Here is a 12,866-nt window from a genome sequence, read left to right as displayed (position 1 = left end):
TGTAATGACTTGTTACATCTTCACACGACATATAAATACTTTATTCATTATCATTAGGCTGTCACCTAATTATGAGGAAAGCCCCGTGGCTACTAAAAAACAAATAATTCTACCTATTGCCGTACTGGTCGGCGGCATAGCACTGGCAGCTGGTTTCTCATCAATGAAACAGCCACCAGAAGAAAAACCAGAACAAGATACTCGTCCGCTCGTGTCTACTGATGCAGTAAACCTTGATGCCATTAGCTTAGATGTAAAATCGTATGGTGTCGTTAAAGCTAAAGATCATACACAGTTAGTCGCCCAAGTAAGTGGTCAAGTTGTCTATGTATCAGAACAATTTGTACAAGGTGGATTTGTTAGCCAAGGCGACATTTTAGCACGAATTGACCCAAATGATTATGAAGCTGCACTTATTGAAGCACAAGCTGGTTTAGCGCAAGCGAGCGCTGATTTAGAAATTGAACGTGCTCAAGCACATGTAGCAAAAGCTGAATGGGATCGTATAAAAGATGACTCTAACCAAGTAATCCCTTCTAATCTTTATTTACGTAAACCTCAATTAGCTGAAAAGCTTGCACGTTACCGTGCTGCTCAAGCTGCTGAAAAGCGTGCTGTTAGAAACTTAGAACGCACCTATATTAAAGCACCTTACGATGCCATTATTGCTGCGCGTGATATCAGCCTTGGTAGTGTTGTTAATCCTGGTAGCCAATTTGGCGCATTAAGCTCTACATCAATTGCTGAAATCCGTTTACCTGTTGCCGACAAAGAGCTCCAATATTTAGAAAATGGAGGCATTGGCGCAACTGTAACGCTAACCGCTGAATATGCTGGAAAGCCAACAACATGGAAAGCTAAAATTGTGCGCAGCGAAGGGGTAATTGACCAGAAAAGTCGCATGAGTTATCTGGTTGCTCAAGTAAATACACCTTATCAAAGTAAACAACCACTGCGTTTTGGGTCATACATTAACGCGACTATTACAGGGCAAACATTAGCTAACGCAATCGTTGTTCCACATCACCTTGTAAAAGGCGGCAAAATTGCCGTATTGAATGATGATTTAACGTTATCATTCAAAACACTCAACATTGTCCGCGAACAAAATGGCATGGTAATCGCCAATGAAGGACTCAATCAAGGTGAACAATTAATTACCTCCGCGTTGGAGTTCCCTACCGAAGGGATGCAAGTAAAGCTGAATGATTTAGTATCTCCTAAAGGCGCAACACAGCTTGCGTTAAAAGAGGAGTAAGCCATGACCATTCACAGTGAAAAAGGCTTAATAGCCTGGTTTGCACGCAACCCCGTTGCTGCAAACTTACTTATGATTTTTATCTTAGTAGGCGGTATCTTAACGGCCTTTTCAATACGCAAACAAATGTTTCCACAGTTTGAAAATAACTGGATCAGCGTACAAGCAGTCTACCCTGGCGCAGCGCCTCAAGAGGTCGAAGAAGGTATAACAATTAAAGTTGAGGAAGGCCTCGAAGGGCTAGAAGGCTTAAAACGTAAAATCACCTATTCAAATCGTGGCTTTTCACAAGCATGGATTCAAGTAGATGAAAAATACGATACTAAGGAAGTACTCGACGAAATAAAAATGCAAGTTGACGCTATCAATACCTTTCCTGCAGGTATGGAACGCCCTATTGTTCGTCACAATAAGTTCGAGCAAGAAGTAATGATACTCGCACTATACGGTGATATGAGTAATTATCAGCTTAAAGAGCTGGGTAACAACATAAAAGATGAGCTGCAAGCACTACCACAAATTAACCTCGTTAATTTTAACGGTGGCTTAGACTACGAAATAGGCATTGAAGTAAGCCCAGATAAACTGCGTGAATATGGCTTAACCTTCAGAGATATATCAAGCGCTGTTCGTGCCTTTTCAGCGAATATGTCAGCGGGGCAAATACGCTCTGAAAATGGCTATATTTCGATGCGTGTTGAAAAACAAGCCTACCGTGGTAATGAATTTGAAAAACTGCCTCTGATATTATTACCTGACGGCGCACAAGTCTATTTAGGGGATGTAGCCACGATTAATGACGGCTTTGAAGAAGGTTTACAATACTCTAAATATAACGGCAAGAACTCCCTCTCTTTCGAAATAAATGCATCAAAAGATCAAGACATAACTAAAGTCGCTAAAGTTTTAAAACAATACTTAGCGGATAAAGCTGACACTCTTCCTGCTGGCGTAAAATTAACACCCATTGTTGATTTAACGTACTACCTTGAAGGGCGTTTAGATATGATGATCGACAACATGGTATGGGGCGGCATATTAGTTATGGTCGTACTAGCACTCTTTTTACCATTACGCTTGGCGTTTTGGGTAATGATGGGGCTACCTGTATCATTCTTAGGTGCTTTTTTAATGATGCCGATGGGCTTTTTAGATGTCACCATCAATTTAGCGTCATTATTCGCATTCATACTGGTACTGGGAATAGTGGTTGATGACGCCATTGTTGTTGGCGAGTCTGCTAGTGCTGAGATTGAAAAACACGGCCACTCTCTTGATAACGTCGTGCGTGGCGTTAAACGTGTCGCAATGCCTGCAACCTTTGGGGTGTTAACCACCATTGCAGCCTTCTTACCACAAACATTAGCGACAGGCCCTGGGGCGGCGTTTTCTAAAGCCATTGGTGGGGTTATTATTCTCTGCTTAATTTTCTCATTAATTGAGTCCAAGCTGATTCTGCCTGCTCATTTAGCTGCAATGAAAGTGCGTAAGCCAAATCCTAAAAATCCACTTTATCGCTTACGTACAGTGATGGATGGCGGGTTAAAACGCTTTGTTGACAGTTACTACACACCGTTTATTGCTCGCTGTATTCATTATCGTTATGCCGTCATCATGGGATTTGTGTGTGTACTGATTGTGAGTGGCGGTATGTTCGCCGGTGGTTTAGTTAAATTTGTTGCCAACCCTAAGATCCCACATGATTTTCCACGTATTTCTGTGGAAATGAATTTAGCATCATCTGAGCAAGCCACCTTGGCAACTGCACAACAAATTGAACAAGTTATTTTAAATGTTGATGAGCAACTAAAAGAACAGTATGGCACAGCGATGGTACGCGATTTATCAGTGAGCCTGCGTGGCCGCACCAATGCGAGCATCATGGCGGTATTGATTGAGCCTGATTTACGCCCTATCGATACGTTTGCGCTTAGCGCCTTATGGCGTGAACAAATGCCACCTCTTCCTGGTGTTAAAACGCTAACAATTCAAGACAGCATAATGAATGGTGGTCGGGATGATGGCGATATTAGCTTCCGTTTAGAAGGTAAGGACACTAAGCAACTTAAAGAGGTTGCGGCCAAGCTGAAAGAAAAACTAAATAGCATGGAAGGTGTGGGTGATGTAAATGACTCAATGCAAAGCGCTACTGACGAAGTACAACTTGACCTTAAACCACTTGCTTACAGCATGGGGCTGACACTGTCAGATGTTGCATCACAAGTTAGTTTTAGCTATTACGGGCTTGAAGCACAACGTATTTTACGTAACGGCGAAGAAATCAAGGTGATGATCCGTTATCCAGAAGAAGCACGTAACTCAATCAGTGATATTGAAAGCGTTCGCATAATTACGCCAAGCGGTGCTGAAGTGCCACTGGCAGAAATTGCGCAAGTAAATCTAGTTGATGGTGTTAACCGTATTCGCCGCGAAAACTCAAAACGTACAATTAATGTCTGGGCAGCGGTTAATTCTGAGCAAGTTGAACCGTTTGCAATAGCACAAGAGATACGTGATGAATACTTACCTGCCCTACTTAAGAATTACCCAGGCGTGCAAAGTAGTGTTGCTGGACGTATTCAAGAAGAAATGGACAGTGTGGCTGAGCAAGTACGCGATTTTGCACTTTCAATGATGATTATATTCGCATTACTAGCAATACCACTTCGTTCTTATTCACAACCATTAATCATCATGTCAGTGATCCCATTCGGTGTCATTGGCGCTATGTTTGGTCATATGGTTTTAGGAATGACCATGAGCGGCTTATCAATCTTTGGCATCATCGCGGTAGCGGGGGTTGTTGTGAACGATTCATTAGTTATGGTTGATTTTGTTAACAAAGCCCGCGCTGATGGTGTTTCAATAAAAGATGCGGTTATGCAAGCAGGCGCACGTCGCTTTAGAGCTATTTTACTGACTTCAATTACTACGTTTATTGGCGTACTTCCAATCATTATGGAAACCAGCTTACAAGCAAAAATAGTTATTCCAATGGCTGTATCGCTTGCGTTTGGTGTACTGTTTGCCACAGTAATTACTCTAATTTTAATTCCGTGCCAATATGTCGCACTGGAGGATCTTAAACGTGTGATTCGTAAAGTTCGCGGTAAAAACCCTGTTATCGATGTTTATACAAAGAATGGTGTTATTGATAACAAAGCTAACCCTACTCAGTTATAAAATTTAACATCCCAACCAACAAGCCCGCGTTGTTTACAGCGCGGGCTTTTTTATATGTTAAAAAGCAACAACCGGTGATTTAATCACAATAAATCAACACGATATAGATTTATCTTTGTCTGCTATCCGCGATATGAATAGTTCATTAAATAATCGACTTTATTACAGGATAACGATGAAAAACACCGTTTGTACTCTCTATTTTGCCTTGCTTGCGATTGTATTGCTAAGCACTGCACAGGTAGTAAAGGCTAAATCAGTTGCCAATGAAATGGATAATTTTGTTAGTTCGTTTTATCAGCTAAAACAATTCAACGGCAATGTGTTAGTGGCAAAGCAAGGTAACGTGATTTTTGAAAAAAGCTATGGCCACGCTAATTTCGAGTGGGATATTAAAAATACTGCTGAGACAAAGTTTCGAATAGGCTCGATTACTAAACAGTTTACCGCATTGCTTATTTTACAATTAGTACAACAAGGTAAAATACAACTCGATGCGCCTTTAAGCACATACCTGCCCAACTACCGTAAAGATATTGGTAATAAAATTACTATAAGGCAGATACTAAATCACACATCAGGGCTTGATAACTACACACGAGCAAAAGACTTTAGAACACGAATTAGCCGTAATCCATAAACTGTTGATGAATTTATTGAATTATTGTGTAGTGAAGACCTACTATTTGAACCCAGCACGCAATTTCGTTATAGCAATTCAGGCTACTTTATTTTAGGCGCGGTTATTGAAGCGATAACTCAAAAGCGCTATCAAGATGTACTCCAGCAGCGTATTTTAACGCCGCTAAATATGCATGATACATGTTATGACTCACACACAAAAATAATCCCACAGCGTGCATCAGGGTATAGCAATAATTTAGATGGTTATAAAAATGCTGATTACTTAGATATGTCAATCCCCTACGCTGCGGGCTCCATGTACTCAACTGCACGGGATCTTGTTAAATGGGATCAGGCTCTTTACACAAACACGTTATTAAATGAAGAATTGAAAAGCCAAATGTATACGGTTTCCGAACAACGTAATTATGCTCTAGGCTGGGAAGTAAATAAGTTAGAGTCTAATAAATATGGTAAACCTCTCACACAAATTCAGCATGGCGGAGGAATTGATGGATTCAACGCATTTATCAGTCGAATCATTGAAGATCAATTATTGGTCGTTATTCTTAATAATACTGGCGGTGCACCACTTACACCTATGAGCAGAGGTTTGACCGATATTTTTTATAACAAGCCACATAAAGGCGCAACTGAAAATGTCGAGAGCCAACTTTATAATGCTTTGCAAACTGGCGGCATTGCAAAACTAAAGAGCAAATATAACCAGTTGGATGTGCAAAAAATCGCCCTTAGGAAAGAAGCATTAATTATTTCGGCTATGAATTGATGGCTATGAAAAAACTGGAGGCCGCAATTACTATATTTGAGCTAAATGCTGCTAAATACCCAGATTCAGCCAATACCCACGATAGTTTAGGTGAAGCATATATGGCAGCAAAAAAATATTCACTTGCTTTACAAAGTTACCAACAAGCACTTGAATTAGACCCTAACAGTGAAAGCGCTCAACAGGCTATTAATCAGCTGCGTAGAATTAAAAAACATAGTCAATAACAACTTATTGAAATATAAAAAATGCGCTTGTGTTTACTCAAGCGCGTTTAAATTTAGTCCTTCAAAACACTCTTATCGAGAATACCTTTATCTATTAATGCTGTAAGTTTTGCTTTTGCTTTTTCGCGGCATGCATCGCGCAGCAACCTCACCGCAGGTGTGATTGATTGTCTGGTTGGGCAAATAAGCCACAGCTCTCCACAGGTATGTTGATAATTAGGCATTAATGTTATTACCCTGTCATTGATGAGGTCATCTGCAATATCTAATGCAGATTTAACTGCAAGTCCTTTGCTAGCAACGCACCAACGCCTCACTAAATCGCCATCGTTAGATGCACGCCTACCTTGCATTTTCACTTTGTATTTATTTTGGCCGTCAGTGAACTCCCACACATTATTAATTATGTCTTGTAATTGATAAAAAAGACCTTCGTGCCTCAGTAAATCGTCCGGATGTTGCGGATTTCCATGCTCAAGGACATAACTTTTAGTTGCACATAATAAACGCGGAGCATTGCAAATTTTAAAGCCAAACACGTTTGCATCACTAGGCGAGCCATAGCGTAATGCGATGTCTACAGAATCACGATAAAAGTCTATATTACTATCACTTATGTGGGTACGTAAGCTGACCTTAGGGTAAGTATCCATTATTTCATCAATCCAAGGGATCACTAAGTTGCGCCCTAAATCAGACGATAGCGCGACTCTTAGCTCACCTTCAATTTCATCATGCTCGCCTTTTAAGTTCTGCCGTGCGTTTTCAAGCACAGCCAAAGCTTGCTCGCATTGTGGTATGTATCGCTCTCCAGCTGCTGAGAGTCTTAAGTGGCGTGTTGTACGTACAAAAAGGTCAACACCTAATGCTGCTTCTACACGTTTGATAGCAGCACTTGCTGTGGCAGTTCGCATATCTAGTTTGGCAGCGGCTAAAGTAATACTTTTAAATTCAGCGACTTTCAATATCAGTTTTAAATCATCTAACTGCATATTATCTATTTTATTTTGATAATGATTCAATAATTATGCTGTTTATCAAAAACAATGCAAGGGCTATTATCCTTTTCAGACGATCACAATGATTTAACCAGGAAAGCATTATGACACACCCTATTATTACAGACTTAGAATCACGCTATACGGCTAAAAAGTACGATGCAACTAAGCGCGTATCTGCGCAAGATTTAGCCGTGCTAATTGAGGCTATGCGTCTTTCTCCTTCATCTATAAACTCTCAACCATGGAAATTTATTGTTATTAAATCTGATCAAGCAAAAGAACGGATGCACCGTACTTTTGAAAATAAATTTCAATTTAATCAACCTCATATAAAAGCAGCTTCGCATACCATTTTATTTGCTTACAACCCAACCTATACTCGCGATGATTATGCACAAGTCATCGATACAGATATCAAAAATGGTCGCACACCAAAAGAAAATCGCGAACAAGCATTCGGCGCATTTGCTTTTGTTGATTTAAACACAGATGACAATGGCAATAATGCTTCGTGGACCAAAGCACAAACTTATATTGCTTTAGGCAACACTATGCACGCAGCGGCACGTTTAGGTATTGATTCTACCCCAATGGAAGGTGTTGATGCAGAGCTGATCGGTGAAGAGTTTAAACAAGAACTGGGTGGTTATATTTGCGATGTAGCCTTAGTTATTGGCTACCATGATAGTGAAGAAGACTACAACGCAAAACTGCCTAAGTCTCGTTTAGCAAAAGAGCGCGTTATCACTGTTTTATAAATTGTAAGGCCCATGGTTTTTATGGGCCTATTTTAATGAAGTTGTTACTGTCACTTCACTGGCTAAGCCTTTATTAATTTTCGCTTTCAAAGTACAAAAAGCGCCATTAACTAGACTCATATTAGGTGCAACATGGCCTATATCGGCATCAATGATTACTGGGAAAATACATTTACCAAGCGCAAGCTCAATTGCATCATAATAATCAATATCTTGGTAAGGTGATTTTACTAAGGCACTTCGCCCCAAAACAATACCATTGATGTCCGCAAACACACCATTGAGTTTCAACGCCATTAAGCTGCGCGCAACTGCGCTCGGTGACAATTCTGCATTTTCTAAATAAAGTACCAGCCCCTCTTGAGCAAACTCTTGTTTAAAGCCATGCAAGTCTAGATAAGGTGTGGCAAGTAATACATTAAGAGTATCTAAACAGCCGCCAAAAAGTCGCCCAGTTAATTCTATCTCTCGCTTATCTTTGTAATTCAAACACCGCCATTGGCTAGGCTCTGTTAAATCAAACAGTGTATCAGGGGCGTTTGCGTAATCTATATCCTTTCTTTGGTAAAACTTAGCGGGTTCTTGAACGAACACTTCACCCTTAGAAAGGCTCAAAGTATCAAACACTTGCAAACACGCACTGTCATTTTCGTCTGGGTGAAGCTGCATTAGATTTGCGGTGTGTAAAGTTGCCCAGCCACAACGAGCTGTTAGAACACACATAAAGGTGCTGATATCTGAAAAACCAACAACCCATTTTGGACGACATTTTTTAAGCGCATTAAAATCGATGTATTGCAGTATTTCCATCGCTAACTCACCACCCCATGGTGGCATGACAGCTGCTATTTCATCATCCATGAGAAAAGCCATTAACTCATCAGCGCGATCTTTCGCTGATTTGAGCTCTCTGAGACACTCTCCTTCAATAACATCATAGCCTCGAGTTTTAAGTCCCTGCAAAACTTTATCTAAACGTGGCTGAAATGCAGCATCTACGCTGCTTGAAAATGCACAAATCGCTATTTTATCACCTTGTTCCAAAGGTACAGGAAAAATAATTGGCTCCATAAAACTCCTTGGTAAACTTCTGCGCCACTAAAAATGTAAACTTAATGGGATGGTTAGTACAAGGCTCTAAGCTACCGAAATAATCAAGCTGTGTCTAATTTAGCTCACACATAAAAAAACCGCTGCGAAAATGCAGCGGTTTTTATATACCTAAACTTGAGATAGTTTGGTATTAAACACTAAGTCAGGAAAGTATTTAAACGTACTCAACGTCGATAACTTCGTACTCAACGTCGCCATTAGGGGTTTTAATGATCACAGCATCATCTGCTTGTTTACCAATTAAACCACGTGCGATTGGTGAGTTTACCGAAATACGATTGTTTTTTATGTCTGCTTCGTCATCACCCACAATCTGGTATGTTACTTCTGCATCTGTTTCAACATTTACAATTGTTACAGTAGTGCCAAAAATAACTTTACCTGTGTTTGGTAATTTAGTTACATCAATAATTTGTACGTTTGAAAGCTTCGCTTCAATTTCTTGAATACGGCCTTCGCAAAAACCCTGTTGCTCACGCGCAGCATGATACTCAGCGTTTTCTTTTAAGTCACCATGCTCACGTGCAATTGCAATATCATTTACAATCTTAGGGCGGGTAACTGTTTTTAATTCGTTAAGTTCTTTGCGCATAAGATCTGCGCCACGAACTGTCATCGGAATTGTTTGCATACTTTTCTCACTTAATCCCAAGGCCGCGAATAACGGCCTTGGCACATTTCCTTAGTTCAATCGCTGGTGTAGTTCTTGAACTGACGTCACTTTGCTGCGGTCGTCCGCTTGGTTAGCAGTACAGTTAGCAAATGCCGCATTCAAGGTTGTCGTATAATTGGTTTTGTTTTGCAATGCACCACGACGTAACACCTTCGAATCTTCGATCGCTTGGCGACCTTCGGTCGTATTTACGATATAGCTGTATTCTTTATTCTTGATGTTATCAAGAATATGAGGGCGGCCTTCAAATACTTTGTTTACACGGCGTACTTCAATACCCGCAGCTTTAAGGGCTTCGGCTGTACCACCTGTAGCATCTATTTTAAAACCAAGATCAGTCATGGTCTTAGCAAGTTCTACAATACGTGGCTTATCGCTATTACGTACTGATAGTAACGCGCGACCGCCGCGTGGTAAAGTATTGCTTGCACCTAATTGTGCTTTAGCGAATGCTTCGGCGAAAGTATCACCAACACCCATGACCTCACCCGTTGAGCGCATTTCTGGGCCACGAATTGGATCAACACCTTGGAACTTAGCAAACGGTAACACAACTTCTTTTACACTGTAATACGGTGGAATAACTTCTTTGGTGATCCCTTGACTTGCAAGTGATTGACCAGCCATACAACGTGCCGCTACTTTTGCAAGTGCTACACCTGTCGCTTTAGATACAAATGGTACTGTACGGGCTGCACGTGGGTTTACTTCGATTAAATACACTTTGCCATCTTTAACAGCAAACTGAGTATTCATCAAACCAACTACGCCAAGCTCAAGTGCCATATCAGTTACTTGCTTACGCATAACATCTTGCACTTCTTGCGTTAATGAGTGCGCAGGTAATGAACATGCTGAGTCACCTGAGTGAACACCAGCTTGTTCAATATGCTCCATGATACCGCCGATAATTACTTGCTCGCCGTCGCAAATCGCGTCAACGTCAACTTCAATCGCGTTATCTAAGAAGCGGTCAAGTAGAACTGGTGCTTCGTTTGATGCAGATACAGCTTCTGTCATGTAACGGCGTAAGTCTTGCTCGTCATACACAATTTCCATCGCACGGCCACCTAGTACGTACGAAGGACGTACAACCAGTGGGAAGCCAATTTCAGCTGATTTAGCAATCGCTTCTTCTGTTGAAGTCACGGTTGCGTTTTCTGGCTGTAATAGGTCTAAACGCTCAACTAACTGCTGGAAACGCTCACGGTCTTCTGCACGGTCGATTGCATCCGGTGAAGTACCAATTACTGGCACGCCATTAGCTTCAAGCTCACGAGCAAGTTTAAGTGGTGTTTGACCACCGTATTGCACGATAACGCCTTTTGGCTTTTCAACACGGACGATTTCTAGTACGTCTTCAAGCGTAATTGGCTCAAAGAATAAACGATCTGAGGTGTCATAGTCAGTAGAAACCGTTTCAGGGTTACAGTTAACCATGATTGTTTCATAACCGTCATCACGAAGCGCAAGCGCTGCGTGTACACAACAGTAATCAAACTCAATACCTTGACCGATACGGTTAGGACCACCACCTATAACCATGATTTTATCACGGTCAGATGGGTTAGCTTCACACTCTTCATCGTATGATGAATACATGTAAGCAGTATCAGAGCTAAATTCTGCAGCACAGGTATCTACGCGTTTATAAACTGGCACGATGTTCAACTGATGGCGTTTTTTACGAATTTCAGCTTCAGATACACCGGCAATTTCAGCGATACGAGGGTCTGCAAAACCTTTACGCTTTAATTTACGTAGGAAGTCAGCATTTAAGCCAGCCATGCCTACTTCTGAAATTTTTGCTTCGTCTTTTAGGATATCTTCAATCTGTACTAAGTACCAAGGGTCAATCTTAGTCAGTTCAAATACATCATCAACACTCATGCCGTGACGCATTGCATCAGCAATGTACCAAATGCGCTCTGCACCCGGCTCGCGTAATTCACGAATGATTTTTTCTTTTGCTTTCGGGTCATCAAGTGCCACAATCGGATTAAAGCCCGTTGCGCCAACTTCAAGACCACGTAATGCTTTATGTAATGACTCTTGTTGGTTACGACCAATCGCCATTACTTCGCCCACTGACTTCATTTGCGTTGTTAGACGGTCGTTTGCACCGGCAAATTTTTCAAAGTTAAAGCGAGGAATTTTTGTTACAACGTAATCAATTGACGGCTCAAACGATGCTGGAGTTTTACCGCCAGTAATATCATTTTGTAGCTCATCAAGGGTGTAACCTACAGCAAGCTTTGCTGCGATTTTAGCAATTGGGAAACCCGTTGCTTTAGAAGCAAGCGCCGATGAACGTGATACACGAGGGTTCATCTCAATGATAACCATACGCCCATCAACTGGATTTACACCAAACTGTACGTTAGAACCACCGGTTTCAACACCAATCTCACGCAGTACCGCCATAGAGGCGTTACGCATTAGTTGGTATTCTTTGTCGGTTAATGTTTGTGCTGGTGCAACGGTGATTGAGTCACCTGTATGAACACCCATTGGGTCAAAGTTTTCGATAGAGCAAACGATGATGCAGTTGTCTTTTTTGTCGCGAACAACTTCCATTTCGTATTCTTTCCAACCGATTAATGATTCATCAATCAATAATTCACTGGTTGGTGAAAGGTCTAAACCACGCTCGCAGATTTCTTCAAATTCTTCCATGTTGTAAGCCACACCGCCACCGGTGCCGCCCATAGTGAAAGAAGGACGAATAATACATGGCAAGCCAATGCGCGTCATAGTGTCGCGAGCTTCATCCATTGAGTGTGCGATTTCAGCACGCGGACATTCTAAGCCGATGTTTTTCATTGCAACATCGAAACGTTCGCGGTTTTCTGCTTTATCGATAGCATCTGCTGTTGCGCCAATTAGCTCAACGCCGTGCTTAGCCAATACACCGTGCTTGTCTAAATCTAGCGCACAGTTTAATGCAGTTTGACCACCCATAGTAGGAAGGACTGCATCAGGCTTTTCTTTTTCAATGATTTTTTCAACAACTTCCCAATGAATTGGTTCGATGTACGTCGCATCAGCCATTTCAGGGTCAGTCATAATTGTTGCAGGGTTCGAGTTAACTAAGATAACTCGATAACCTTCTTCTCTAAGTGCTTTACACGCTTGAGCACCAGAGTAGTCAAATTCACAGGCCTGGCCGATTACAATCGGGCCAGCACCTAGGATAAGAATGCTTTTTAAATCAGTACGTTTTGGCATTATTACTCCAG

Annotated in this window: 8 protein-coding genes and 1 pseudogene; 5 read left to right on the top strand and 4 right to left on the bottom strand. The window is 41.3% G+C overall.

Annotated features, from left to right (window positions below; genetic code table 11):
• Window positions 1–85 precede the first annotated feature (85 nt).
• The 4 genes and pseudogenes from ACFI4Z_RS14440 to ACFI4Z_RS14425 all read left to right on the top strand — a co-directional run bounded on the left by ACFI4Z_RS14440 (window position 86) and on the right by ACFI4Z_RS14425 (window position 6,082).
• Entirely contained in the window at window positions 86–1,258 is a 1,173-nt protein-coding gene (locus tag ACFI4Z_RS14440) for an efflux RND transporter periplasmic adaptor subunit (protein ID WP_462671190.1), read from the top strand.
• 3 nt (window positions 1,259–1,261) lie between these two features.
• Window positions 1,262–4,441 (top strand): efflux RND transporter permease subunit, encoded by a 3,180-nt coding sequence (locus ACFI4Z_RS14435; protein ID WP_462671189.1) that lies wholly within the window; start codon window positions 1,262–1,264, stop codon window positions 4,439–4,441.
• Between the two features lie 133 nt (window positions 4,442–4,574).
• A pseudogene (locus ACFI4Z_RS14430) lies at window positions 4,575–5,855 on the top strand (serine hydrolase domain-containing protein).
• A gap of 5 nt (window positions 5,856–5,860) precedes the next feature.
• On the top strand, window positions 5,861–6,082 hold the full coding sequence (locus ACFI4Z_RS14425; RefSeq protein ID WP_462671188.1) for a tetratricopeptide repeat protein: 222 nt from the start codon (window positions 5,861–5,863) through the stop codon (window positions 6,080–6,082).
• 53 nt (window positions 6,083–6,135) lie between these two features.
• Here the strand turns inward: ACFI4Z_RS14425 and ACFI4Z_RS14420 are convergent, their stop codons facing one another.
• Entirely contained in the window at window positions 6,136–7,074 is a 939-nt protein-coding gene (locus tag ACFI4Z_RS14420) for a LysR family transcriptional regulator (RefSeq protein ID WP_462671187.1), read from the bottom strand.
• Between the two features lie 110 nt (window positions 7,075–7,184).
• On the opposite strand from ACFI4Z_RS14420, the gene ACFI4Z_RS14415 reads away from it, so the two are divergent.
• A complete protein-coding gene (locus ACFI4Z_RS14415) occupies window positions 7,185–7,841 on the top strand; it encodes a nitroreductase family protein (RefSeq protein WP_462671186.1) in 657 nt (218 codons plus the stop codon).
• A gap of 27 nt (window positions 7,842–7,868) precedes the next feature.
• Here the strand turns inward: ACFI4Z_RS14415 and ACFI4Z_RS14410 are convergent, their stop codons facing one another.
• The 3 genes from ACFI4Z_RS14410 to carB form a co-directional block, all read right to left on the bottom strand.
• The gene (locus ACFI4Z_RS14410) at window positions 7,869–8,912 is read right to left on the bottom strand and encodes a S66 family peptidase (protein ID WP_462671185.1); all 1,044 of its coding nucleotides are present in this window, start codon (window positions 8,910–8,912) and stop codon (window positions 7,869–7,871) included.
• Between the two features lie 196 nt (window positions 8,913–9,108).
• Window positions 9,109–9,585 (bottom strand): transcription elongation factor GreA, encoded by a 477-nt coding sequence (gene greA, locus ACFI4Z_RS14405; RefSeq protein WP_462671184.1) that lies wholly within the window; start codon window positions 9,583–9,585, stop codon window positions 9,109–9,111.
• 51 nt (window positions 9,586–9,636) lie between these two features.
• Window positions 9,637–12,855, bottom strand: coding sequence for a carbamoyl-phosphate synthase large subunit (gene carB / locus ACFI4Z_RS14400; RefSeq protein WP_462671183.1), 3,219 nt, complete (start codon window positions 12,853–12,855; stop codon window positions 9,637–9,639).
• Window positions 12,856–12,866 lie beyond the last annotated feature (11 nt).

Source organism: Pseudoalteromonas sp. RWi3 (genome assembly GCF_054960735.1).
The sequence above is the reverse complement of the archived record's forward strand: the minus strand, read 5'-3'. Positions and strand labels throughout refer to the sequence as shown.

Coding starts and splice junctions, on each gene's coding strand:
- ACFI4Z_RS14425 (WP_462671188.1), top strand. CDS start 5,861: ATGAAAAAACTGGAGGCCGCAATTACTATATTTGAGCTAAATGCTGCT.
- ACFI4Z_RS14435 (WP_462671189.1), top strand. CDS start 1,262: ATGACCATTCACAGTGAAAAAGGCTTAATAGCCTGGTTTGCACGCAAC.
- ACFI4Z_RS14420 (WP_462671187.1), bottom strand. CDS start 7,074: ATGCAGTTAGATGATTTAAAACTGATATTGAAAGTCGCTGAATTTAAA.
- ACFI4Z_RS14415 (WP_462671186.1), top strand. CDS start 7,185: ATGACACACCCTATTATTACAGACTTAGAATCACGCTATACGGCTAAA.
- ACFI4Z_RS14410 (WP_462671185.1), bottom strand. CDS start 8,912: ATGGAGCCAATTATTTTTCCTGTACCTTTGGAACAAGGTGATAAAATA.
- greA (WP_462671184.1), bottom strand. CDS start 9,585: ATGCAAACAATTCCGATGACAGTTCGTGGCGCAGATCTTATGCGCAAA.
- carB (WP_462671183.1), bottom strand. CDS start 12,855: ATGCCAAAACGTACTGATTTAAAAAGCATTCTTATCCTAGGTGCTGGC.